Origin of the sequence: Caulobacter segnis (assembly GCF_031454995.1) — a bacterium.
Classification (GTDB): Bacteria; Pseudomonadota; Alphaproteobacteria; order Caulobacterales; family Caulobacteraceae; genus Caulobacter; species Caulobacter segnis_E.
Genome location: NZ_JAVDRV010000006.1, coordinates 157,871 through 182,132, shown reverse-complemented (window position 1 = coordinate 182,132; position 24,262 = coordinate 157,871). Strand labels below are relative to the sequence as shown.

The following is a 24,262-nucleotide window of genomic DNA, read 5'->3' as shown; positions in this document are numbered from 1 at the left end:
TCCTGGACGCGCCTTTTACCCGGATAATAATCCGAGTCAATATTACCCGGGAGAAATTACGCCGAGATGGGGCGGTAGGCGATGTAGCCGCGCTCGACCATACGGCGCATGGCTTCATAGACCGAGGTCAGCTCCTCGTAGGTCGAACGCAGGTGATGCAGACGGGCCACCTGGGCCTCCGACAGCGAGTGCCCGCCGTCGGCCATCGCCACGGCCTCGGTCACCCAGCGCGCCCGCGCGGTCGAGGCCGCGACCGCCAGACGCTGAAATTGCTCGCCCTCCGCTCGTGGGAGCGCCACGGACAGGACCGCCTTGTTCGAGGCGAAGGCGGTGTAGTCGATCTGTTCGAGATAGCCACGCATGCGACGTTGGACCTGCGGGTCCGTATCCGTAGGTTCGAAGTGGTCGCCCGCGCGACGCGTACTGGATGTCATGATGGACATGACGACCTCCGACCCGGCCAAATCGGCCGCTCAGACCATCAGGGTGGGACAGACAGCTTAAGGACGTGTTGAGACGCCGATCATCTGTCGCTCGCGCCCTCTAGAGCAGTTTTCGGAAGCCGATACGCACCGTGCGGCCCAGCGGATCCAAGTAATCGCGCTGGTAAGCCTGCGGCGTTTTGCCGTCCTGGTCTCTAACCGTCTGCTTGGCGTCGAGGATGTTGTCGAAGTTCAACGACACCTGCGCGCCCTTCAGGATCGGGAAGCGCTCCACGGCCTTCTTTCGCGCCGGGACGCTGAAGTTGGCGAAGAAATTCACGCCCACCGTGGCGAGATCCGAGAAGTAGAGCGTTTGGCCGCCCGTGGAGCCGCCGTTCACCCATGTCGAGTCCTTCCAGGTCCCGTTGAAGCGCATGCCCAGGCCATCCTTGAAATAGCCGCCCTGGATCTGGACTTCATTGCGGGCCTGACCGGCGCGGGAATTGATCGCCGAGCCGTCCAGCTGATCGAGCACCGGCAAGCCCTCTCGGATGGTCACTTCGTCGGTCAGCCGCCAGGTGTGATAGACCGACAGTTGGAACATGCCCTGCCCCGGCCGCATCAGGCCTGGAGGCGGTCCGCCGAAGCCGCCGCCACCCGGACCGCCAGGACCGCCGCCGGGCGGCCCGCCAAAGCGCATCCCGCCGCCAGGGCCGCCCGGGCGCGCGCCGGGTCCCGCCGCCGCGCCGGGAGTCGGTTGGCCGATCGGCTTGAACAGGTTGAAGCCCCAGCGGATGTTCTCGCTCTCGGCGCTGGCGAAGTTCACCGGCCGGGCGTCGATCGCCAGCAGCCTGCCCGCGGCGTCGCGCGTGAAGCGTTCGGGGAAGGCGCGCTCCAGGTCCGGCGTAATGGCCGGGAACGACGAGATCATGTTCTTGGTCTCGGCGTGGGTATAGGTGGCGTTGAACGTCAGCTCGACCTTGTCGAATGGCTTGTAGTTCACGCCCAGCTTCTGGACCTGGCGGTTGTCGTTCCGAAGGTTCGGATTGCCGCCGTCGGTCCGAGTGATGATCACCGTCTGACCCGTCGTGAAGTCGAACACCGAAACGTTGGGCGTCACCAGCACCGGATCGTTGATCTGGTTGGTCGAGGGCGCGCCCTCTTCGTCGGTGTAGCTGGCGATGAAGCTGATCTTCTTGATCGGCGACCAGTTGAGACCGCCGCCGAGCGTGGTCAGGCCGCCCAGGTCCGACAGGTCGTCATAGCCGAGATTGAAGTTCAGCGAGAGATCCCCGGCCTTGGCCAGGAAGTCCTGGCGCGTGCTGGTCAGGGGTAGGTTGAAGCTGCTCTGGAAGCTTTCGGTCGTGCGGGTGATGTCGCGCGTCGTGGTCACGCCGGAGCGGACCGTCTTCGAATCCAGGCCCTTGCTGTTGGCCCCGACCTTGAACGTGGTCTGCAAGGGGCCCGCCGGCAACTGGAACAGGTTTCCGTTCAGCACCAGCTCGGCGCTGGCCGAGGTCGAGACCGAGTGGGCGGTGTCGGCCGCGACGGACGTGTAGAGGCTGGTGGGGATCACGCCGAACGGGTTGACGGCTGGATCACCGGCCGCGACGGCGGCGCGGAAGGCCGAGGCGTCCAAACCGCGCCCCGTCGTGGTGTCGGTCGCGGTGCGGTCGAAGTCGCCGGTCAGGTTCCAGCGCCAGTCCTTGACCCGGCCATTGGCGGCCATGCTGACCTGGGTGCGCAGCGTATCGACGTCCCTGGACAACGAACCCGGCGCGTCGATGTAGCGATAGCCCGTGACGGCCTGGGAGAATGGCGAGAACGGGCTGCCCGCCGGCAGGGTGAAGGTCACCCCGGGCACACCCAGCAGCGCGTGACTGCTGGTGTCCTCGAGATTGCCGCTGATCGTCAGCTGGGTCTGTTTGTTGATATCCCGGCTATACGAGCCGCGAAGCGTCGCCTTGTCCGACTTGGAGATCAGCGACCGGTCACGGGTCAGGTCGCCCGTGTTGTAGCTGTTGGCCAGGCGCGCGTAGTCAGAGAGGCTGGCCTTGCCGGCAAGGGCCGAGCTGGGGACGCCGGCGTAGGTCACCGCGCTTCCGGTCAGGCCGGAGAGATCGGCGATGCCAGCGCCGCCCACGCCCGCGATATTCCCGGTCAGATCATAGGGCTGGCCGTTGGCGGCGCGAACGATATTCCGGTCGGTCTCCAACAGATAGGGCTCGTGGGAGAGCTGGACGTCCACGTTCCAGCGCTTGTCGCCGTCGATGCGGACGCGGTTTCCGCCCGCGCTGGGCGAGGTCCGGCCGCCATCGGTCGCGACCGTGGCCGAGGCCTGGGTCTGCAGGGCGTTGTAGTTCTTCTTGAGGATGATGTTCACGACTCGCTGGTCGGCCTTGTAGCCGTAGCTGAGCGCGACCTCCTCGGGCAGGATCTGGAAGCGTTCGATCGCCTCTGGCGGAATGCCCTGGATTTCCTGAAAGCCCGAGATGCGGCGACCGTTGACCAGCAGAACGGGACCGCCGCCGCTGTCGCGGCCGCGGGTGCTGGTGGTCTGGGGCGTCAGCATGGTCAGCAGTTCGCCGATGCTGGTCGCGCCGAAGCTTTGGATCTCGGCCTCGTTCAGCTCGATCTCGGGCTTAATATCGCCCTCGACCTTGCCACGCGGGTCGGCCTGAATGACCAGCCCCTCGACCTCGTTTGGACCATCGGCCTTCGGGGCGGACTGATTTTGCTCCTCGACGGCCGCGGGCGCGGAGGACGGATAGCCCGTCGCGGCGACGCTGGTGGGATCGAAGGCGGCGGCTAGCCCGTAGAGAAGCACGGAAAGGGTCATTCGGCCCACGGAATACGAGTTGCAAGCAAGACCGCCACGCGGACGGCGCGAACGCTAGGGGCGCCGCCGCTCACGGGCCAGCGTCCCGCATCGCAACGCCCCCCGGCGTATGGAAAGACCATGTGTGATAAAGCGCGCGCCAGTATGTCCTTGGCGGGCCTCGCTTTAGGTGAAGCTTTGAAAGCTGGTCACATTTCGAGCGATCAGACCGCGAAAGTCGCAATCATGTTTCACGGAAGAAACAAAGCTTGGACTGACCAGCCCGGACGCCACCCTAGTGGGTTTCTCGCCCAATCTTGATCATTAGAGCCTCGATGGCCTTCGCGTGACCGCCGGAAAGGTCGTCCGGCGGGAAGATGACCATGGGCATGTCCGGCGCGAGCCCCCTGCCCTCCAGGTCCTTGCCATCCGGCGCCTTGTAGAGCTCGGCCGGAAGGGCGAACGCCCAGCCGTTGGGCAAGGGCTTGGGCAGTTGATCCGAGTAGGCGCCATGCGTGACGCCGCCGACGTGCTTCACGTTTGGCAAGGCCTTCATCATCAAGCCGAAGGTCTCGCCGGCGCTGACGGTGATGTCGCTGGTGACCAGATAGACCGGACCGGTGAAGCGCGGGCCACGCGCCGGCTCGACCGTCACCACCCCCGGCGCGGCCTTGGCGCCAACCGCGACCTTGGAATAGGCCACGCGCGGCTGATCGGTGAACCGGCCGGCGATCGCGCGAACGATGCTGTCATAGCCGCCGCGGTTGTTGCTGACGTCGACCACGACGGCTTTTGCGCCGGCGAAGGCGGTCAGCGCCTCGTCCAGCGTCGCCTCCAGCGGGCGGGGATCGTCCGGCGCGGCGTTGCGCGCGAACGCGCCCATGGTGACGACGTTCAGGTAGCCGATATCATCGACCCGTCCCCAGAAGATCCTGTTGTTGGCCGCTTGCCGTCCCTTGCCCGCCAGGATCCGGGTCAGGATCCCATCGCGATAGGCCTGCAACCACGCCTTCTCGCCGCCTTCGGGGTCCGCGGCGTGGACGCGCGCCAAGGTGGGTGACACGCCGGGCTCCAGGTCGCGCCGGTCGCCGCCCACCACGCCATGCAGCTCGACATGCGGATCGTCGAGCCCCTCCAGCAAGCTCGAAAGAGCCGCCCAGAGCTGGGCGTCGGCGGCTTGCGGGCCGACCCGCGCCAAGACGGCGGCGCGACGCGCGGTCCAATCCAGGCCGCGCTCGGCCGAGCGCGGATAGACCTCGGCGAAGGTGTCGGCGACGAAGGCCGCGACGCGATCCGGCGTCCAGGGGGCCGTGGCGAGGCAAGCGGCCGGAAGGCTGGGAAGGCGGTCGAACAGATAGCGCGTGCCGTCGGGATCGCTGGCGAGCGTGACGGTTCCCGGCCCCTCCGCCCGCCAGACGGCCATGACCCCGTCCGGATCGGGCTCTCGACGCGGATCGGCGTAGCAGGCGCCGCCGGCTGTTTGGAAAAGCTTGCCGCCATCGGGACCGAACTCGACGATCCAGCCATAGCCGCGGGACTTCCAGACGCCGCGAAGTTCCGCGGCGACGGAGCCCTTGGCCTGGACCGGCCAGAACGGGCTTTCGGCGGAGGCGGGCGCTGCCAAGGCGAGAACGGCGGCGGCGGCCGCGAGACTCAGTCGTTTCATGGCGCGACGGTGAAGGCCTCGCGGTCGCCGCGCCAGTGAAATCAGGCGCGTGGCTAGGACAGCAGCACGGCCCCCGGCGGGCGGCGCAGGGAGCGCGGCAGATCGGGGCCGTAGCCGAAGCGAACCACGAGATCGGGGCGTTTGTTCGGTTCGCCCATCCATGCCGCCATCCGACGACGGGTCCACACGTCCTCGACCGGCTGGTTGAGGAAGGCCAGCTTTAGGCCGGCCGCGGTCGCCTTCAGAGCGAACCGGGTGAAGGCGCGTCCCACGGCGATCCACCCGGCGGGCGTCTCGGAGCGACCGGTGAAGATCGCCGCCCCCGCCGAGCTCTTCATCCAGCGCGCGAGGCGATCGGCCTCGCCCTTCTTCGTCATGACCATCGGCAGCAGGCGCTCGCCCAGCCAGCGCGGAGCCGTGAGGTTGCCGGAGGCGGCCGTGAACAGCCCGTCCGGGCGCGCCAAGGCTTCCTGGGCGTCGAAGCGGATCCAGTCGGTCAGTTCGCGCATGAAGGCGGGATCGCCAAGCTGGGCGCTGTTCCCGTCGATGATCATGTCGGTGAGGTGAGCGCGTTCTTCGGCCGCCAGCACCCAGCGGAGCGCCACGTCTTGTCCGACAACCGCCTCGAGCCCGCGCAGCGTCGCCGCGTCCACGGGCCTTCCGTCGTATTCGGTCCGGGTCGAGGCGCGGCGAGGAATGGCCTGGAACAGCGCGTCCGGGCGAGCCGGCGCGCTCGAAAACGCGACGCGGACGCCGCCTCCCGGCAGGATCTCCGGCTCCCCCGCCCAGCCATAGCCAAGCCCCGCCCGCAGCAGGGTCTCCACGGCGCAGCCCAGGCTGACGAACAGGTGGTGGTCGTCCGGATCGACGACGGGCGTCCGTCGCGAAAAGTCTGGCAGGATCTCGATCGCGCGCGCCTCGACACGAAAGCGCCAGGGCTGGGTATTGTGTCCATTGGCCGCCAGCGTCGCGGCGTGAACCAGGGCGAGCATCGGAACCTCGCCGCCCAGGTCCGGCAGTCGCCAGAGATCCCGAACGGCGCGGTCATAGGGCCTCTCGCCGCCGGAACATCCAGCGACCAGCAGGGGCATGGCGACGATCAGGGCGCGGCGGTCGAGCATGGCGGCGGCTCCGAAAGCCCAAGCTTTAGCCGCCGCCGCTCGCCCCGCCTTGCGGCGGGTCAAACCCGCCCTATTCGGTCTTCAGATAGATCTCCGAGCCCTGCTCGCGGAACTTCTCGCTCATCTCGGCCATGCCCAGCTCGGCGCTGTTGGGCGCCTTGCCGGCCGCGAAGTCGCGGACTTCCTGGCTGATCTTCATCGAGCAGAACTTGGGACCGCACATCGAGCAGAAGTGCGCGGTCTTGTGCGCCTCCTTGGGCAGGGTCTCGTCGTGGAACTTGCGCGCGGTTTCCGGGTCGAGCGCCAGGTTGAACTGGTCTTCCCAGCGGAACTCGAAGCGCGCGCGGCTGATGGCGTCGTCCCACATCGCCGCGCCGGGGTGGCCCTTGGCGAGGTCGGCGGCGTGGGCGGCCAGCTTGTAGGTGATGACGCCGGTCTTCACGTCGTCGCGGTCCGGAAGGCCCAGGTGCTCCTTGGGCGTGACGTAGCAGAGCATCGCCGTGCCGAGCCAGCCGATCATCGCCGCGCCGATCGCCGAGGTGATGTGGTCGTAGCCAGGCGCGATGTCCGTGGTCAACGGACCGAGGGTGTAGAACGGGGCCTCGTGGCAGTGCTTCAGCTGCTCGTCCATGTTGGCCTTGATCTTGTGCATGGCCACGTGGCCCGGCCCTTCGATCATCACCTGCACGCCGTGGTTCCAGGCCACCTTGGTCAGCTCGCCGAGGGTGCGCAGCTCGGCGAACTGGGCCTCGTCGTTGGCGTCGGCGGTCGAGCCCGGACGCAGGCCGTCGCCCAGCGAGAACGACACGTCATAGGCGCGCATGATCTCGCAGATGTCCTCGAAGCGCTCGTAGAGGAAGTTCTCCTTGTGGTGCGCCAGGCACCACTTGGCCATGATCGAGCCGCCGCGGCTGACGATGCCGGTGACGCGCTTGGCGGTCAGCGGCACGAACGGCAGGCGCACGCCGGCGTGGATCGTGAAGTAGTCGACGCCCTGCTCGCACTGCTCGATCAGGGTGTCGCGGAAGACCTCCCAGTTCAGATCCTCGGCCACGCCGTTGACCTTCTCCAGAGCCTGATAGATCGGCACCGTGCCGATCGGCACGCTGCTGTTGCGGATGATCCAGTCGCGGATGTTGTGGATGTTGCGGCCGGTCGACAGGTCCATGACCGTGTCGGCGCCCCAGCGCGTGGCCCAGACCAGCTTGTCGACCTCGTCGGCGACGGTGGAGAGCACCGCTGAGTTGCCGATGTTGGCGTTGATCTTGACCAGGAAGTTGCGGCCGATCGCCATCGGCTCCAGCTCGCCGTGGTTGATGTTGGCCGGGATGATGGCGCGGCCGCGGGCCACTTCCTGGCGCACGAACTCCGGCGTCACGAAGTCGGGGATGCTGGCCCCGAAATCGTCGCCGTCGCGCACGCACGGGGCGTTCTGCTCGCGGCGCAGGTTCTCGCGGATGGCGACATATTCCATCTCGGCCGTGATGATCCCGGCGCGGGCGTATTCCAGCTGGGTGACCAGCTTGCCCGGCTTGGCGCGATAGATCTTGCGACCTTGGTCGGGGAATTCGGGGGCCAGGTGCTTGCCCTGAGCAAAGCCGTTGTCCTCGGGCTTCACCTGGCGGGGATCGGTGACGAGCTCGACATCGCCGCGCGCCACCACGAAGGCCTCGCGGGTGCGCGGTAGGCCCTTCTCGATGTCGATGGCCACCGTGGGGTCGGTATAGGGGCCCGAGGGGTCGTAGACCGTCACCGGCGGCTCGTTGGCCGAGGGGTGGACCGCCACCTCGCGGAACGGCACGCGCAGATCCGGGAACAGCTCGCCGGCCTGATAGACCTTGCGCGAGCCGGGGATCGGACCGGTCGAGATCGTATCGGCCACGGACTTGATGGTCGTCTGGATATTCATTTCGGGCGCTCCTCAAGCTTCCAAGGAGACCCGGACGTGCGTGCTTGAGTCGGTCTACGGACGCTTATCAAGACCGCGCCCGCGTTCCCTCCCTTCGCCGGCATGACCCGGATCAGGTTCTACGGGTCAGGGCGAAAGCCCAATCTCAGCCGCGCGAGCGGCCCCCCGGTGAACAAGGGTCGGACACTAGGCGCGCTGACGCGCAGGTCAAGCGTCGGCGCGCCTAGCCGTTCACGAAGCCGTCATCGGCGTATCCTTTCGACATCCTCGGCCGAATGGTGACGCGATGGTCAGGTCGAGGAACGGGTCCTCGGCGCGGCCGTCCAGGGACCATCAAGATGCCGCCTTCCCCGCCCCCGCGAACCGATCGCCGCGCCCTGCTGTTGGGCGGCTTGAGCGTCGGCCTCTCCGTCGCCGCGCCAGCCCTGGCCCGAACGGCGGCTCGCAACATCGTCCTGGTCCACGGCGCCTGGGCCGACGGCTCGTGCTGGAGCGAGGTCATTCCCCGCCTCCAGGGCAAGGGCTTCAATGTCACGGCGGTGCAAAACCCGCTCACCTCCCTGGCCGACGACGTGGCCGCGACCCGCCGCGTCCTGGCGCTTCAGGACGGGCCGACCGTGCTGGTCGGTCACTCCTGGGGCGGGGTTCCGATCACCGAGGCCGGCCTCGACCCCAAGGTCGCCGCCCTCGTCTACGTCGCCGCCCGAGCGCCAGACGTGGGCGAGGACTTCAACGCCCTCGCGGCCCAGTACCCGACCATGCCCGCCCGAGCCGGCGTGATGACCCGCGACGGCTATTCCTGGCTGTCGAAGGACGCCTTCGTCCGCTATTTCGCCGGCGACCTCGACCCGGCGCGCGCTCTGGCGCTCCACGCCGTGCAGCAGCCGATCGCCGCCAACCTGTTCGCGGGCCGCGTCACGGTCGCCGCTTGGCGCGAGAAGCCCAGCTTCTACGCGGTGTCGGCCAACGACCAGACGACCAATCCCGATCTCGAACGGTTCCTGGCCAAGCGCATGGGCGCCACGACGATCGAGCTGCCATCCAGCCATGTCTCGATGATCTCTCATCCGCGGGCGATCGCGGATCTGATCCTCAAGGCGGCCGGGTGACCTTTATTTCACTTGCCGGCGGCGGTCGTTGAGGCGATCCGAAGACACACGTTCTTCGGAGCTCCAGCCATGACCGTCCGCCGTCTGCTCCTACCCGCGCTCTGCGCCCTTCTCGCCACCCCCGCCTTCGCGCGGGAGACCTATCCCAAGAGAATCCCCGCGCCCGGCGGCGAGGTCATCATCCCCAGCGCCGGCCATCAGAAGGCCTATGACGAGATCAAGTACGCCCCGGCTCGGCGGGTCGGGGACACGCTCTACGTCTCCGGGGCGATCGTCGGCCGCGCCAAGGGCGAAGGCACGGATCCGGAGTCCTTCAAGAAGCAGGTTCGTCGAACATTCAACGCTCTGGACGCGGTTCTGAAGGCCTCGGGCGCCAGCTTCGACGACGTCGTCATGATCAACAGCTTCCACGTCTGGGAAGGTCCCGATCAGCCCGCGCCGCGCTGGGAGCAGATCAACATGATCAACGCCGTGAAGAGTGAGTTCATCAAGGGCCCCAACCCAGCCTGGACCGCCGTCGGCACGACCGGCCTGCTGGCGCCCGGCGGCATCGTCGAGATCCAGCTGATCGCCCACGTCCCGACGAAATAGTCCCTAGAGGTTGGCGGCCGAGAAGGTGTCGCAAGCCGATGGATCACCCTGGTCATAGCCGCGGCTGAACCACCGCATGCGCTGAGCGCTCGTGCCGTGTGTGAAACTGTCGGGCACGACCTGGCCTTGGGTGCGGTTCTGAATGGTGTCGTCTCCGACCGCCGCCGCCGCGCCCAGACCATCCTGGATATCGCCGCGATTGATGACGATCCGACCGCCCGAGGCTTCGTTCGCATGGGCCGCCCAGACGCCGGCATAGCAGTCGGCCTGCAGTTCGAGCCGCACCGAACCGCTCTCCTCGCCCCGCGCGCCCATGCGGCGGGCTTGCTGATCGGCGCCGAGCAGGTGCTGAACGTGGTGGCCGATCTCGTGGCTGATCACATAGGCCCGAGCGAACTCGCCCTTCGCGCCAAAACGGCTCTCCAGCTCTCGCCAGAACGAAAGGTCGAGATAGACCTTCTGGTCGGCGGGACAATAGAACGGCCCCATCGCCGACTGCCCCGTGCCGCAGCCGGTGCTGGTGGCCTGCTCATAGAGCACGATCGCCTCCGGCTGCCTGTAGTCCACGCCTTCACGGGCGAAGATCGGCGTCCACACCTCTCGGTTGGAAGTCTCGATCACGTCGACGAACTGCCCGTCACGATCGGACACTTCTCCTCGCTCGCCTTCCTGTTGCGCGGGCTGCAATTGCTGCGTGGCCTGCATCGTCGTCTGGGGATCGATCCCGAAAACGAAATAGCCTATCGCGGCCAGCACGATCGCGCCGATCCCGCCGCCGGCGATCCCGACTGGCCCCAGACCGCGTCGATCCTCGATGTTGCCGGATCGACGGCCGCCTTCCCACTCCATGCCTGCCTCGTTCTGTTCAGATCAGCGTTTCGGTTCGCTCGCCGGCCGGATGGCGCGCATGCGGGCGTTGCTCTCGGTCAGAGCGTCCTGGGTCAGTTGGTCGATCCGGCTCATGGCGCTGGCGCGATCAGCCTCGCGCCGCTCCGGCGTGTCCAGGGCGCGCGCGGGCGGCACCGTCATCGACGGCGCCGCGAGGGCGGAACTGGTCCGTTGTTGCTCCAAGCCGCGCAGCAGGCTCTCGGTCCTCGCGCGCTCTTGAGCGTTAGCCGCCTCGATCTGGCCAGCCAGCAGGTCGCGCCGGACGTCCTCCAGCGCATGAGCGGCGGCGTTGCGGGCCTGAATCTCGCGCAGGCTCTGGGCATCGGCGCTCCCGCCCAGAGCCGCCAGCCCTATCGATACGAAAAAGACCTTCCACACGCGACGTCGCGCTCCTTGTTCAGAACGGCCCGCCGCGCCGGTCGGGCGAGGATCAGGGCCGCTTGACGGTGAAACGCGCGAGTTCGGTCTTCGGCGCCGCCCAATCGGGCTTAAGCTCCGCCGCCTTGGCGTAGTCGAGATAGGCCGCGCGCAGGTCGCCCAGACCTTCGTGGGCCAGGGCGCGATTGTACAGCGCGCGTTCGGGATCCTTGACGCCCATCGACAGACCCTTGTCGATCTGGGCCACGCCTTCCTGGTAGCGCGCCTCGCCGACCAGGGTGGCCCCGCGGTTCACATAGGCCTCGCCAAGGCTCGGATCGATGCTCGAGGCTTGGTCGAAGTCCGCGCGCGCCGCGGTGAACCGATGCTGGCGCATTTGAAGCACCCCGCGGTTCACATAGGTCCGCGCGCGATCGCGGAAGTTCAGGGTCTCGAGTTCGAGGGCGGTGGTGCAGGCGAGCACCGCGCGATCATCGGAACGCCCCTTGAGCGCGGCGTCGGAACACTCGTTGGCCGAGCCGCCGCCGATGACGATGGTTGAAGCGCCAGCCGCGCCGGCGAACAGGAAAGCCGCCGCGCCCAAGGCGAGGTACGGAATCATCCGGGTCATGTCTTCCTCCGTGGAGCCGGTCGTTCGAGCGCCGGTTCTCATGGGTGGATCATACCACCAAGGCGCTCGCGGGGGCGCCACCAAATCGTCGAACGGCTCGCCAGTCGTGCTAACAAGGCCGCGACACTCGAGGGACCTTCACCGCATGCATCTCGCCCGTTTTCCCCGCGCTCGGTTCGCCCACCTGCCAACGCCGCTGGAGCCCCTACCCCGCCTGGGCGCCGCGCTCGGCGTCGATCTCTGGGTCAAGCGCGACGACTGCACGGGCCTGGCGGGCGGCGGCAACAAGACCCGAAAGCTGGAGTTCCTGCTGGGCGAAGCCCTGGCGCGAGGCGCCGACACCCTGGTCACGCAGGGCGCGGTGCAATCCAACCACGTCCGCCAGACCATCGCGGCCGGCGCGCGGTTCGGCCTCAAGACCGAAGTGATCCTGGAGGAGCGCACCGGCTCCAAGGCCGGCGACTATGTCGGCAACGGCAACGTTCTGCTCGACAAGCTGATGGGCGCGGCGATCCGCTATGTTCCCGGAGGTAGCGACATGATCGCGGAGCTCGAGGCGACCGCCGAAGGCGTCCGCCAACGCGGCGGCAAGCCGTATGTGATCCCGGGCGGCGGCTCCAACACCATCGGCGCGCTCGGCTATGTGGACTGCGCCCGCGAGCTAGTCGTCCAGGCCGACCAGATGGATCTGAAGATCGACCGCCTGGTCACCGCGACCGGCAGCGCCGGCACCCACGCCGGTCTCGTCGCGGGCTTCGCGGCCCTTTCGGTGGACATCCCGATCCTGGGCTTCGGCGTGCGCGCGCCCAAGCCCAAGCAGGAAGAGAACGTCTTCAACCTCGCTGTCGCCACCGCCGAAACGATCGGCGCGGCGGGCCGGGTCAAGCGTGAAGCCGTCGTGGCCGACTGCGACTATGTCGGCGAAGGCTATGGTTTGGTCGACCAGGGCGTGATCGACGCCCTGACCCTGGCCGCGCGGACCGAGGGCTTGCTGCTGGACCCGGTCTATTCCGGCAAGGCGATGAAGGGCCTGATCGACCAGGCGCGCAAAGGCGCCTTCAAGGGCGAGCGCGTGGTCTTCCTGCATACGGGCGGCGCGCAAGGCCTATTCGGCTATCAAAGCGTTCTCGAACCCGCGCTTTCCTAGAGGAGCCATCTCATGAGCAAGGTCCTCGGGGTTCTGGGCGGCATGGGTCCGGCCGCCACCCTGGATTTCCTCGCCAAGCTGCAGGCGGCGACACCGGTCCGGCGCGAGCAGGATCACCTGCGCGTGCTGGTCGACATCAATCCGAAAGTCCCGGACCGCAATGTCGGCGAGGAAGACCCCGCGCCCGTCCTGGCCGCCATGGCGGCTGGATTGCGCGACGCCGGCGCCCAGGTGCTGGCGATCGCCTGCAACACCGCGCACGCCTACGCCGACGCGGTCCGAGCCAGCGGCCTGCCCCTGGTCGACATGCTGGAAACGGCCGGCCTCGCGGCCAAGGCCAACGGCGCGACCGTCGTCGGCGTGCTGGGCACCAGCATGGCGCTCGGCCTCTATCGCGACCGGTTCTTTCACATGGGCTTGGAGGTCGTCACGCTCGACGACCACGAACAGGTCGAGTTCATGGCCCTGCTCTATCGGATCAAGCACGGCGACGTGGGCTCCGCGTCACGCGAGACCATGGCCGCGCTGGCCCATCGCCTGGTGGGCAAGGGCGCTGAGAGCGTGGTGGCCGGCTGCACCGAGGTGCCGCTTGTGCTGACCGCCGCCGACCTGTCGGTCCCGTTCCTCGACGCCACCGAGGCCCTCGCCCAGCGCTGCGTCGCGGTGTGCCTTGCTCATGAAGCCATGTGAAAACGCCCCCGGATCCAGGGGATCCAGGGGCGTCGTCCTGTTCCCCAACAGGACGGCGTCGATCGCCGCCGCACCGGGCGCGGTCTCGCCTCAAACTCGTCCCAGCTAATTCGCCGAAGACGGGTTTAACGGCAACGCGGCCCGCTGTCGCAGGCAGTCGCGCCACGGGCCGCGCGATCCCGAACGCCGGTCGGCTACTCGCAAACCCGCCGAAGGTTCATGAGCACCTTGGGCGTGTCGCGGCGAAGGGCTTCGCGCATCAGGGCTTTCGGCACGGGCCAGTCCACGGCGAGCCTGTTCTCGTAGAAGACGCGGGTCCGGCGGCCGCCGTCCAGCGCCTGCAGCCGCCATTCGCCCTGCTGAACCTTCAGATCGCCTTCGACCAATCGAAACCGGATCAAGCCGTAGGGCTCGTAGTCGGAGCGGAACACGATGCGCATGCTGGGAAAGACCAGGTTCCGGCGCGTGATGTGCTCGCGGATGTCCCAGCCGCGCGCCTGATCGCCCTCGACCACCCGGCAGCCGGTCAAGGTCGAGATCATGACCTTGGCGGCGGCGCAGTCGGTCATCGTGCGCCAGACGCGCTGGATGGGCGCATCGATGTCGATGACCGCTCGCACGTGGCCGGAGACGCCATCGGCGTCCGGGGTCACCTCGGCATAGGCTTCGCCCCGGTTCAGCGCCGCGTTGGCCTTCGGCGTCAGCTCGAAAGCGTTCGCACTGGCCGCGGACGCCACCCAGATCGCCAAGACGCACGAAATCCAACGCCGCATGAACCGCTCCACTTCCCCCCCGATACGAGCGGGCGGAAAGAACGGATGCGTGGCGAGGTCGAGACTAGGAGGCGCGGCCCAGGGCGGCCCGGACGACGTCCGGCGCGTGGTCTATGACGCGCAGATAGGCCGCCAGCGCCGGATCCAGTCGGGCCTCGCCGTGCTCCAGGTCTTGCAGCAGGGTGAGGTCGATGCGGAAAACGGTCGCGAAATCGGCCTGCGACAGCCCGGTGCGCCAGCGAACCGCCTGGACGAGAGCTCGCGCCGAGCGGGCGCGCGAGGGCGTGGCGGCTTCATCGATCGCGGGGTCGGCATGGCGGGTCATCGGTACGCTCCTGTACTGGCTCTCCCCATGACCGAGTTTTAGGACGTCCTCATTGCGGAAATTCGACGGCTTTAAGTCAGGAAGCCGCCAAATCGTCGGTCGGTCCGTCCCGATCCTTCTTGGCCAGGAACGCCGCCGTCGCCTCGATCGCCTCGACCAGTCCAACCCGCTCGATCTTCACGCCGTCCGGCAGGCTGGAGAACAATCGCGTCGGCGCGGCGGCGTCGAGCATCACGAAGACTCCGCGATCGTCGGCGCGACGGATCAGGCGGCCGAACGCCTGGCTGATCCGCGCACGCGCCACGGCATCGTCATAGCCCTTGCCGCCAAAGCGCAGCCGACGAGCCTTGTGCAGGACATCCGGACGCGGCCAAGGCACCCGATCGAAGACCAGCAGGCGCAACGACCGCCCCGGCACATCCACCCCGTCGCGGATGGCGTCGGTTCCGAGGAGGCAGGCGTCCTCCTCGGCCCGGAAGATGTCGACCAACGCCCCCACCTCCAGCGGATCGACGTGCTGGGCGTAGAGCGCCAGGCCGTTGTCGGCCAGCGGCGCGGCGATGCGCTCGTGCACGGCTTTCAGGCGGCGGATGGCGGTGAACAGGCCAAGCCCGCCGCCGCCAGCCGCCAGGAACAGCTCGCGCATCGCCGCCGAGACCTGGCGCGGGTCTTCCTTGTTGACGTCGGTGACGACCAAGGCCCGCGCGTGGTTCTCATAGTCGAACGGCGAGACCAGCCGTAGCACCTTGGGCGCCGACGGCAGGCGGGCGGCGCCCGTGCGCATCTCGGCCAGAGCGAACGGGTCCTCCAGCGCGGGATCGACCAGGGTGGCGCTGGTCACCAGCACCCCATGCGCCGGCGACAACACCGCCGCGCGCAGCGGCTCGGTCGGATCGACCCAGTGGCGGCGACAGGCGGCGTCGACGACACGGCCGTAGAGGAAGGTCGCCTCGAACCAGTCGACGAAGTCGGGGTCGGTCTCGCTGGGATCGACGTCGTCCTCCTCCAGCGCCTTCAGGATCGAGCGCCAGGCCGGCAGGGTCATGCGGGCGCGCCGGTCCAGGCCCCGCAGCGCGCCTTCGATGCGGGCGCGCTCAGACGGCGCGAGGTGCTCGGCCTCCTCGTCCAGCACGTCCTCCAGCGCGCGTGCCAGGGCCAGCAGCGGCGCTTCGATCGCCGCCAGGGCCTTGGCGGCCTCCGGCGCGCGCTCGCGGACCAGGTCGATCGGCGGGCGGGCGTCGCACTGTAGGCCAAGGTCGGCCCCGCCCCGATCGCTGGTCCGGGCGCGAAGCTGCTCGATCACGGCGACCAGGAAGTTCTCGATCGGACCGATCGGATTGATCTGGCCGTCCGGCGGCGCGACGCGGCCCGACCAGCCCTCGCCCGGCAAGGCGGCGGCGGCGTGGATGGCTTGACCCATCGCCTGCCGGGCCCCCTCGCGGTCGCCCAGGATGTCGAGCAGCCGGGCCTCCAGCCCCCGCCCCCGCCGGCCACGACCTTCGGGTCCTCGGATCCAGCGCCGCAGCTCCGCCGCTTCCGCGCCCGACAAAGCCGCGGAAAAAGCGCTGTCGGCGGCCTCGAACAGGTGGTGGCCCTCGTCGAAGACGATGCGCTTGAGGCTGGTGGTCTCGTTGTCGCCCTTCAGGCCCCGCGCCGTCCGCGCGCCGTCGAAGGCGGCCTGGGTGAGCACCAGGGCGTGGTTGGCGATGACGATGTCGGCGCGCTTGGAGGCCCTCACGGCCTTTTCGATGAAGCAGATCCGATAGTGCTGGCAGCCGGCATGAATGCACTCGCCGCGCCGGTCGACCAGGTTCGCTGGGCTGGCCTGGGCCGAAGGCGGCACGGCCGAGAGCGTCGGCAGCCAGGCAGGGAAGTCGCCGCCGGTCATGTCGCCATCGCGCGTCGCGCGGACCCAGCGCGCGGTCAAGGCCAGGCCGATCAGGTCGCCATTGCCCAGCTGGGCGCCGTTGATCTGCTCCTGAAAGTTCAGCAGGCACAGGTAGTTCTCGCGGCCCTTGCGGACCACCGCCTTCTTCGCCCGCTCCTTGGGGTCGGGATAGATCGACCGGCTCTCGCGCTCGATCTGGCGCTGCAGGGCGCGGGTGTAGGTGCTAACCCACACCGACGGGCCATTGGCCTCGGCCCACAGCGAGGCGGGCGCCAGGTAGCCGAGCGTCTTGCCAACGCCCGTGCCGGCCTCGGCCAGCATCATGCGCGGCTCGCCTTCCCGCTCGCGTGGCTGGAAGGCGTAGGACGCCTCCTTGGCGAAGGTGGCCTGGGCTTCGCGGACCTCCTCCAGGCCCGAGCGTTGCAGAAGCTCGGTCAGGCGCTGTCCCGCGCGTTCGGGATCGATCGGTCGCGATCCGGCCTCGCCCGGCGGCGCCTGGTCCTCCCATTCGGCGAGCCGCGCCCAGACGTCGAGGCCCGAACCGCGGAACTGATTGCCGACCGGGACCGAGCGGAGGGCGCCGATCGCGGCGGGTCCCCACGACCAGCCGGCCTTGGCCAGGGTCTCGGCGACGGCCAGGGCCTCCTCACGCGAGGGCACCGGCGTCAGGGCCAGTTCGCGCAGCAGGGCGTCGGCGCTCTCGCGCAGGCTCTGGGCCTGCTGGGCGGCGCCGTGCGGCTCGGGCAAGCCCAGCGCCATGGCCAAGCCCACGGCCGAGGGCGCGCAGAAGGCGCCGGGTCGGACGAACGCGTGCAACTCCAGCACGTCGAACAGACGCTGTCCCCGGGCCGGCGGCGATAGGTTCAGCCGCCGCGCCGTCATCGCCGCGTGGGCGACCAGAACTGGACCATGCTCGAACAGATCGCGCGCATCCGGGGCGCGCAGCATGCGCCCCTCGCCCCCGCCGTCGGCCATGCCGGCGCGGGGCCCGGGCAGGACGACCAGGGCCGGAGCCAGGTCCAGAGTCGGCGGGAAGGCGGTCACTTGAGTCTGTTAGCAAAAGCCGGGTGAAACAGAAAGGGAACATGCTATATGGCGATGAATGCTCGCGGCTGACGCCCTTCCCCCTCGCTTCCAGCAATGGTTCGCCGATCGTGGCTGGAGCCCGCGCGCGCACCAGTTGGCGATGCTGGAGAAAGCCCGTGAGGGGCGCGGGGCGCTGCTGATCGCGCCGACCGGCGGCGGCAAGACCCTGGCCGGCTTCCTGCCCAGCCTGATCGAGCTGGCCGAGCGCCCGCCGCGCAACGCGCCGGCCGGCGTCCACACCCTCTACATCTCGCCGCTGAAGGCGCTGGCCGTCGACGTCGAGCGCAACCTCCTCACCCCCATCCGCGAGATGGGGCTGCCGATCGTGGCCGAGAGCCGCACCGGCGACACCGGTGAGAGCCGCAAGGCCCGCCAGCGCGTCCGGCCGCCGGACATCCTGCTGACCACGCCCGAGCAGCTGGCGTTGTTTTGCGCCTGGGAGGGCGCGCGCGAGTATTTCGCCGACCTTTCCTGCGTGATCATCGACGAGGCCCACGCCATCTGGCCGTCCAAGCGCGGCGACCTCTTGGCGCTGGGCCTGGCGCGGCTGCAGCGGTTCGCGCCGAAGATGCGGCGGGTGGGGCTGTCGGCGACGGTCGATGATCCGGACCTGGTGCGGAAGTGGCTGGGTTGGAACGGAAATCCTCCCCCTAGCGGGGGAGGTGTCCGCGAAGCGGACGGAGGGGGAAGTCCTGCCGCCCCCGCCACGCCCCCCTCCGTCGCCGTGCCGGCGACACCTCCCCCACGGGGGGAGGACTTCAAACCCTCGATCGACCTCGTCCTCGGCTCGGGCGGCGCGCAGCCGGTCGTCGAGGTGCTGGTCTCCGGCGGTCGCGTACCGTGGGCCGGCCATACGGCCGAGCACGCCATGGCCGAGGTCTATGAGATCATCAAGTCGTCAAAGACGGCGCTGGTCTTCGTCAACACCCGCTTCCAGGCCGAGTTCGCGTTCCAGCGGCTGTGGGAGCTGAACGAGGACGACCTGCCGATCGCCCTGCACCACGGCAGCCTCTCGGCCGAACAGCGCCGCAAGGTCGAGGCCGCCATGGCGCGCGGCGCGCTGCGGGCCGTGGTCTGCACCTCGACCCTGGACATGGGCATCGACTGGGGCGACGTCGATCTGGTCATCCAGCTGGCCGCGCCCAAGGGGGCCTCGCGGATGGTCCAGCGGATCGGCCGCGCCAACCATCGCCTGGACGAGCCCAGCCGCGCCCTGTTCGTGCCCGCCAGCCGCTTCGAGATGCTGGAGTGCCGCGCCGCCGCCGACGCCATCCTGGAGAACCACCTCGACGGCGATCCGCCGCGCGTGGGCACGCTGGACACCCTGGCCCAGCACATCATGGGGTGCGCCTGCTCCGAGCCGTTCGAGATGACCGCGCTCTATGACGAGGTCCGCTCGGCCGGCCCCTATGCGGAGCTGACCTGGGAGGACTTCGAGACCGTCGTCGACTTCGTTTCGACCGGCGGCTACGCGCTGCGCACCTACGACAAGTTCCGGCGCATCGTGAAGAACGCCGACGGGCTATGGACCGCCCGCAACGCCCAGGCCCGCCAGCAGCACCGGATGAACGTCGGTGCCATCGTCTCGCCCGGCATGATCAATATCCGCATCGGCGGCGGGCGTCGTCCGATGGGCGGGCGCAAGATCGGCGAGGCCGAGGAAGGCTATTTCGAGCAGCTGACGCCCGGCGACACCTTCGTCTTCGCGGGCCAGGTCTGGCGCTACAACAGCCTGATCGGGGCCGACGCCTTCGTCACGCCCGCCCCGAACGACGATCCGAAGATGCCCAGCTGGGGCGGCTCGAAGTTCCCGCTCTCGACCTATCTGGCCGGCCGCGTGCGCCAGATGATGCACGACGAGCGCGAATGGACCGCCCTACCCGGCGACGTCCAGGAGTGGCTGGCCTGGCAGAAGATCCGCTCGGTGATCCCGGACGAGGGCGAGATGCTGCTGGAGACGTTCCCGCGTGGGAAGCGGTTCCACCTGGTCTGCTATCCGTTCGACGGCCGCCTGGCCCACACCACCCTGGCCATGCTGCTGACGCGGCGACTGGATCGGCTGGGCGTCGGGCCGCTGGGCTTCGTCTGCAACGACTACGCGCTGAACATCTGGTCCCTGCGGCCGATGGACGGCCTCGATCTCGACGAACTGTTCGCCCAGGACATGCTGGGCGACGACCTCGAGGCTTGGCTGGACGAGAGCTTCATGATGAAGCGGGCCTTCAAGCACTGCGCCCTGATCGCCGGCCTGATCGAGCGCCGCCATCCCGGCGCGGAGAAGTCCGGGCGGCAAGTGACCTTCTCGACGGACCTGATCTACGACGTGCTGCGCAAACACCAACCCGACCACCTGATGCTCCGCTGCGCCCGCCATGACGCGGCGACCGGCATGCTGGACATCGCCCGCCTGGGCGACATGCTCTCGCGCGTGCGAGGCAGGATCCGCCACGCGACGCTGGACCGCGTCTCGCCCTTCGCCGTGCCGATCATGCTGGAGATCGGCCGCGAACGCGCGCCGGGCGACGCCGCCGGCGAGATGATCCTGGCCGAGGCCGAGGAAGACCTGATCGCCGAGGCCATGTCGTGACGCGCTTTTCTCCGTCCCCCTGCGGCGGCCTGCGGATCGCGCTTTCGAACATCGAGGTCATGCTGCGCTGGTCCGGCGCCCTATGGTTGGAGACCGAGCGAACCTTGGTGGTCGCCGACCTGCACTTCGAGAAGGGCAGCAGCTACGCGGCGCGCTTTGGCCAGATGCTGCCGCCGTACGACACGCGCGAGACCCTGGACCGGCTCGACCGCGAGATCGCCCTGCTCTCGCCCGAGCGGCTGGTTTTCCTGGGCGACAGCTTCCACGACGGCGACGGCGAAACGCGTCTGGCGGCGGACGACTACCGGCGTCTGGAAGGCTTGGCGCTGGGCCGCGAACTCGTCTGGGCGGTGGGCAACCACGACGCCGACGGGCCCAAGGCCCTGCCGGGCGATATCATCGACGAAGCCGCCCTGATGGGGCTGACCCTGCGCCACGAGCCCCAGCCGGGCGTTCAGCTGGGCGAGGTGGCGGGCCACTTGCATCCGGCAGCGAAGGTCTCAAGCGGGCGAGGAACCGTTCGGCGGCGATGCTTCGTCACGGATGGCCAGCGGCTGGTGCTGCCGGCGTTCGGCGCCTTCACCGGCGGGCTCAATATCCTGGACGAAGCGTTCTCGAACCTGTTCGGCGGGCCGATGCTGGCCGGGGCCCTCGGCCCCAAGCGAGTCCATGCGGTGGGCGTGAAGTCTCTGCGGCCTGACTAGGCCGCGGCTTCACATGTGCAGCGCCTGCTCCAGCGAGAATGCCAAGGAGATCGCCGCGCCGGCGGTCAGCAGAGTGCGCATGCGCGGACGCCAAGTCGGGCCGTCATGGTCGGTCACATCCCAAACCCATTGCAGCAGCAGGACGAGAAGGAAGCCCGAAAGCTGCCAGGCGGGATCGAATTTCAGCTCGCCCAGTAAAAGGCCGAACCCGGCCAGCGGAAACAGCAGCGAAAGCCCGAGGACCGACCAACGCGGGCTGGGGTTCTCGATCTCCAGGCCCGTGCGCACGCCGCCGAAGTACGACACCATAGCGGTCGAATAGGCCAGCAGCGCCACCAGGGAAGGGCCCCGGACATTGGCGGAGCCATAACAGAACAAAGCCGCCGAGACGAAGAATGGAATGAGCGTCGAAAGCCCGAAAACCCATACCGCCGGAGGAACCGGCGTCCGCGCGCCCACGGACTCGTTCATGATCAACTCCTTCGGAAGGCGACCAAGGCCGCCTCCCCTGCCCCGCCCGGGACTATTACCGACACGAAGCCAGAGGTCCACGGACGATCTTTGGCGAAATCGCGGGGTCCCCCCTGGCGGATCGCCCTATTCGCTCTCAAACGCGGGATGATGTTAGCGGATTCGGCCTCGACACGGATCAGCGGGCGGAGGTCGTCAGCCGGCTCAGAGTCTCGCCATCGACCTCGCCCGACGCCGGCAGGTCCTGGTCGCGCTGAAAGGCGGCGATGGCCATCCGCAGCGCCGGCGAGGCGACGCCGTCACGCGGACCTTGATAGTAGCCGAGCCGCGACAAGGCCTGCTGCGCCACGCCGAGATCGCCGCTCGCGCGGGCGCTGGCCGGGGCCAGGGCGGCGGTCTGAACGGGAGCCTGAGCGCGGAACGCCTGGGCCGAGCGATCCGCCGTTCCCAGGGCCTCGGCCGTCAGCTGCGGACGCAGGGCGTTGGCGCGGCCGCGGGCGGTGGCGTCGCCAGCCCGGCCGGCGATCACGTACCACTTGTAGGCTTCGGCGGCGTTCTGGCTGACGCCGAGGCCGCTCTCGTACAGCTGGGCCAGGTTGAACTGGCTGTCGACCAGGCCGGTGTCGGCGGCCTTGCGGAACCACAGGGCGGCGGTCGTCGAGTTGCGCGGACCGCCCTCGCCCTTGAAGTAGTAGAGCGCCAGGTTGTGCATGGCGCGCGGATCGCCGCCGTTGGCGGCTCGCTCGCTCCAGCGGCGCGCCTCGACCATGTCGCGCTTGACGCCGCCCTTGCCGCTCTCGAGCAGCTTGGACAGATAGAACTGAGCCGCCGGGTCGCCGCCATTGGCGACGCGTTTCAGGCCTTCGAGGCCCGTGCGGTCGCCGGTCTCGATCTTGCGGATGGACGCCGCGAACAGCGCCTTGGCCTCGTCGGACAGGGTCGGCAAGGCCGCGGCGGCTTCGGCCTGGACCGGCGAGGCGGGCGTGTTCGCCAGAGCGACCGACGCGCGCGAACCGTTCGGGGCCGCGACGGCCTGAACCGGCTTTGGGTTCACCAGCGCCTGAGCCACGCGAGGCGCGCCGCTGGCGTTCTGGTCGCCCAGCAGCAGCAGGCCGCCGACACAGGCGCCCACCACGGCGGCGCTGCCAATCGCGACCGCCACGCTGGCGATCGTCGTGCCGATGCGACGCTTGGGCTTCTTCGAGGAGAAGGCGCCGAAGCCGCCGAACAGCGATCCGGTTTTCTCGGTCTTGGCCTTGCGGCCCGCGCCGAGGCCCTTGGCGTCCGCGGCGGCGGCGGCGCGGGCGGCGGCGCGCGCCTGTTCGATGATCTCGCGAGTCGACAGCGGGCGTTCGGGCTCGACCGGCGCGGCCCGGGGAGCGTCCGCTTCGGGAGCCGCGGCGATCTCGTCTTCTTCCTCGTCCAACGCGCCCGCGAAGGCGAAGTCTTCGTCGTCGAACCCCTCATCCTCGGCGTCGTCCAGCGGGAATTCCGCGGCGTCGAGGTCGCGGTCCGCCGAGGACGGCGCGTCGAAGACGTCATCGGCGAACGGCGAGGCCTCGCCAAGGACAATGTCGTCCTCGAACGGAGAGGCGGGCGGCGGGACGAACTCGGCGACGGGATCGGGCGCGGGGGGCGGCGCGACGGGTTCCGGCCTGCGCGGGATCTCGTGCAGACGATGGTCGATCTTGTCACGCGCTTCCTCGAGCATACGGAGCGTGCGCTCCTCGCTCTGGCGGATGCGGTCCAGCAGCTCCTGGCTGGAGCGTTCGTGGCGTTGGTTCAGGCGCTCGGTCACGCGCGCGACCTGCTCGCCGACATCGTCGATAGCCAGGGCGTTGCGGCGCTCGGCGCTGCCGATGCGCTCGGTCAGCCGTTCGGTGATGCGCGCGATCTCCGCGCCAAGCTTTTCAAGCGCTTGGCCCTGGACGCTGTCTGCGCGATTGAGGCGGGTTTCGACGCTGGCCGCGATGCGGGCGACCTCGCCGCCGACCTGTTCGATCGCGGCGGCGCTACGGTTTTCGGCGGTCTGGACGCGACGGTTGAAGGCGTCGGCGACATTGACGACCTCGCGGCCCATCCGTTCGATGGCCTGGGCCGAGCGTTGCTCGGCGGCCTCGACATGGGCGGCCATCTCGCCGAGCTTTCGCTCCATGCGATCGAAGCGGCCGTCGGCGGTCTCGCGCAGCCGCTCGGCCATCTCCAGGCGCGCGGCTTCCATCTTTTCGCTCAGCGTGGCGGCCAGGCTGTCGAGGCGCTCTTGCACGCCGGCCGCCGGGTTGGCGATCTCCACGACGCCGAGGCGCTCGTCGAGGGTCGAGAACGAGGCGCCGAGCTCACGCAGGGCTTCGCTGGTCCGGGTCTCGGCGGCTTCAAGCCGTTCGCCCAGGCGAGCCACGACGGCCTCGACCAGTTCATTCGGGTCTTGCGGCTGAGGCGCGGCCTGCGCGTCGAGGCGCGCTTCCAGGGCGGCGATGGCTTCGCGGGTGCGCGCCTCGCCGTCGTAGAGATGGCCGGCGACCTTGCCCAGGGCGCCTTCCAGAGCGCGAAGGGCCTCCACCGAGCGCGGCCCCGCCGCCTCGGCCTCCATCCGGCGCACGCGCTCGGCGGTACGGACCTGTTCGGTCTTCAGATCGTCCACCGCGCCCTCGAAGCGGGCGGCGACGGCGATCTGTTCGCGCTCGGCGCGGCTCAGGCGGGCGATGGCGTCGCGGACGGAATGGTCGATGCCGGAGATGGCGGCGGCGTTGCGGCCCTCGGCCACCTCGATCCGCCGGGTCAGGCGATCGAGCGCCACGGCGACGCGGCCAACCTGGTCGGTCTGCTCGGCGATCTCGGCGCGCGAGGGCTGGTCTCGGACGACTTCAAGATGGGCGCGGCTGGAGGACTCTTCGGCGGCGCGATAGTCGGCCTGACCATCGCCCTCGATGATCATCCGGTTCAGCCATTCGCCCAAGGTCATGCCGGAGCGACGCGCGAGGTCTTTAGCGACCTCCCGTGCCTTGGGGTCTATCCCCTTAACGCTCCATGGCGAAGCCGCCGTCATGCGAATCTATCTCCCCGCATCTGGGGAAAACGC

General features: G+C 68.9%; 19 protein-coding genes and 1 riboswitch. Of the genes, 6 read left to right on the top strand and 13 right to left on the bottom strand.

Annotated features, from left to right (window positions below; all coding sequences use genetic code 11):
- Positions 1-56: 56 nt before the first annotated feature.
- The 5 genes from J2728_RS18390 to thiC all read right to left on the bottom strand — a co-directional run bounded on the left by J2728_RS18390 (position 57) and on the right by thiC (position 7,936).
- Positions 57-443 (bottom strand): hypothetical protein, encoded by a 387-nt coding sequence (locus tag J2728_RS18390; protein WP_310001480.1) that lies wholly within the window; start codon positions 441-443, stop codon positions 57-59.
- A 100-nt stretch (positions 444-543) separates the two neighbouring features.
- Positions 544-3,261, bottom strand: coding sequence for a TonB-dependent receptor (locus J2728_RS18385; RefSeq protein ID WP_310001478.1), 2,718 nt, complete (start codon positions 3,259-3,261; stop codon positions 544-546).
- A 274-nt stretch (positions 3,262-3,535) separates the two neighbouring features.
- A complete protein-coding gene (locus tag J2728_RS18380) occupies positions 3,536-4,906 on the bottom strand; it encodes a S41 family peptidase (RefSeq protein WP_310001477.1) in 1,371 nt (456 codons plus the stop codon).
- A 53-nt stretch (positions 4,907-4,959) separates the two neighbouring features.
- Positions 4,960-6,027 carry an Acg family FMN-binding oxidoreductase gene (locus tag J2728_RS18375; protein WP_310001476.1) on the bottom strand — a complete coding sequence of 356 codons (1,068 nt, stop codon included), beginning with the start codon at positions 6,025-6,027 and terminating at the stop codon, positions 4,960-4,962.
- A 70-nt stretch (positions 6,028-6,097) separates the two neighbouring features.
- Positions 6,098-7,936 (bottom strand): phosphomethylpyrimidine synthase ThiC, encoded by a 1,839-nt coding sequence (gene thiC, locus J2728_RS18370; RefSeq protein ID WP_310001474.1) that lies wholly within the window; start codon positions 7,934-7,936, stop codon positions 6,098-6,100.
- Positions 7,937-8,008: 72 nt separating this feature from the next.
- Positions 8,009-8,114: riboswitch (TPP riboswitch) on the bottom strand.
- A gap of 160 nt (positions 8,115-8,274) precedes the next feature.
- On the opposite strand from thiC, the gene J2728_RS18365 reads away from it, so the two are divergent.
- Both J2728_RS18365 and J2728_RS18360 read left to right on the top strand, forming a co-directional pair.
- Positions 8,275-9,045 (top strand): alpha/beta fold hydrolase, encoded by a 771-nt coding sequence (locus J2728_RS18365; RefSeq protein ID WP_310001473.1) that lies wholly within the window; start codon positions 8,275-8,277, stop codon positions 9,043-9,045.
- 69 nt (positions 9,046-9,114) lie between these two features.
- Positions 9,115-9,636 (top strand): RidA family protein, encoded by a 522-nt coding sequence (locus tag J2728_RS18360; RefSeq protein ID WP_310001471.1) that lies wholly within the window; start codon positions 9,115-9,117, stop codon positions 9,634-9,636.
- 3 nt (positions 9,637-9,639) lie between these two features.
- On the opposite strand, the gene ypfJ is transcribed toward J2728_RS18360, so the two are convergent.
- Genes ypfJ through J2728_RS18345 form a run of 3 tightly spaced genes read right to left on the bottom strand, consistent with a single transcriptional unit; the run spans position 9,640 to position 11,512 of the window.
- A complete protein-coding gene (gene ypfJ / locus J2728_RS18355; RefSeq protein ID WP_310001470.1) occupies positions 9,640-10,485 on the bottom strand; it encodes a KPN_02809 family neutral zinc metallopeptidase in 846 nt (281 codons plus the stop codon).
- Between the two features lie 21 nt (positions 10,486-10,506).
- On the bottom strand, positions 10,507-10,902 hold the full coding sequence (locus J2728_RS18350) for a hypothetical protein (RefSeq protein ID WP_310001468.1): 396 nt from the start codon (positions 10,900-10,902) through the stop codon (positions 10,507-10,509).
- Positions 10,903-10,954: 52 nt separating this feature from the next.
- On the bottom strand, positions 10,955-11,512 hold the full coding sequence (locus J2728_RS18345) for a tetratricopeptide repeat protein (RefSeq protein WP_310001466.1): 558 nt from the start codon (positions 11,510-11,512) through the stop codon (positions 10,955-10,957).
- Positions 11,513-11,657: 145 nt separating this feature from the next.
- Here J2728_RS18345 and cuyA point away from each other — a divergent pair, with 145 nt between their 5' ends.
- Both cuyA and cuyB read left to right on the top strand, forming a co-directional pair.
- The gene (cuyA, locus tag J2728_RS18340; RefSeq protein WP_310001463.1) at positions 11,658-12,659 is read left to right on the top strand and encodes a D-cysteate sulfo-lyase; all 1,002 of its coding nucleotides are present in this window, start codon (positions 11,658-11,660) and stop codon (positions 12,657-12,659) included.
- 12 nt (positions 12,660-12,671) lie between these two features.
- Positions 12,672-13,349 carry a cysteate racemase gene (cuyB, locus tag J2728_RS18335; protein WP_310001461.1) on the top strand — a complete coding sequence of 226 codons (678 nt, stop codon included), beginning with the start codon at positions 12,672-12,674 and terminating at the stop codon, positions 13,347-13,349.
- Between the two features lie 194 nt (positions 13,350-13,543).
- Here the strand turns inward: cuyB and J2728_RS18330 are convergent, their stop codons facing one another.
- From J2728_RS18330 to J2728_RS18320, 3 genes are all read right to left on the bottom strand, one after another.
- Positions 13,544-14,122: an SRPBCC family protein gene (locus tag J2728_RS18330; RefSeq protein WP_310001460.1), complete on the bottom strand. Its 579-nt coding sequence runs from the start codon at positions 14,120-14,122 to the stop codon at positions 13,544-13,546.
- Between the two features lie 64 nt (positions 14,123-14,186).
- Positions 14,187-14,447, bottom strand: coding sequence for a helix-turn-helix domain-containing protein (locus J2728_RS18325; protein WP_310001458.1), 261 nt, complete (start codon positions 14,445-14,447; stop codon positions 14,187-14,189).
- Between the two features lie 76 nt (positions 14,448-14,523).
- Positions 14,524-17,379 carry an ATP-dependent DNA helicase gene (locus J2728_RS18320; RefSeq protein WP_310001457.1) on the bottom strand — a complete coding sequence of 952 codons (2,856 nt, stop codon included), beginning with the start codon at positions 17,377-17,379 and terminating at the stop codon, positions 14,524-14,526.
- 58 nt (positions 17,380-17,437) lie between these two features.
- On the opposite strand from J2728_RS18320, the gene J2728_RS18315 reads away from it, so the two are divergent.
- Together J2728_RS18315 and pdeM are read left to right on the top strand one after the other, a co-directional pair.
- Positions 17,438-20,008, top strand: coding sequence for a ligase-associated DNA damage response DEXH box helicase (locus J2728_RS18315; RefSeq protein ID WP_310001455.1), 2,571 nt, complete (start codon positions 17,438-17,440; stop codon positions 20,006-20,008).
- On the top strand, positions 20,005-20,712 hold the full coding sequence (gene pdeM, locus J2728_RS18310) for a ligase-associated DNA damage response endonuclease PdeM (RefSeq protein WP_310001453.1): 708 nt from the start codon (positions 20,005-20,007) through the stop codon (positions 20,710-20,712). The genes J2728_RS18315 and pdeM overlap by 4 nt, the downstream gene beginning before the upstream one ends.
- A gap of 9 nt (positions 20,713-20,721) precedes the next feature.
- Here the strand turns inward: pdeM and J2728_RS18305 are convergent, their stop codons facing one another.
- Complete coding sequence (locus tag J2728_RS18305; protein WP_310001451.1) at positions 20,722-21,183, bottom strand: DUF3429 domain-containing protein; 462 nt, start codon at positions 21,181-21,183, stop codon at positions 20,722-20,724.
- A 178-nt stretch (positions 21,184-21,361) separates the two neighbouring features.
- Complete coding sequence (locus tag J2728_RS18300) at positions 21,362-24,145, bottom strand: peptidoglycan-binding protein (protein ID WP_310001449.1); 2,784 nt, start codon at positions 24,143-24,145, stop codon at positions 21,362-21,364.
- Positions 24,146-24,262: the final 117 nt, after the last annotated feature.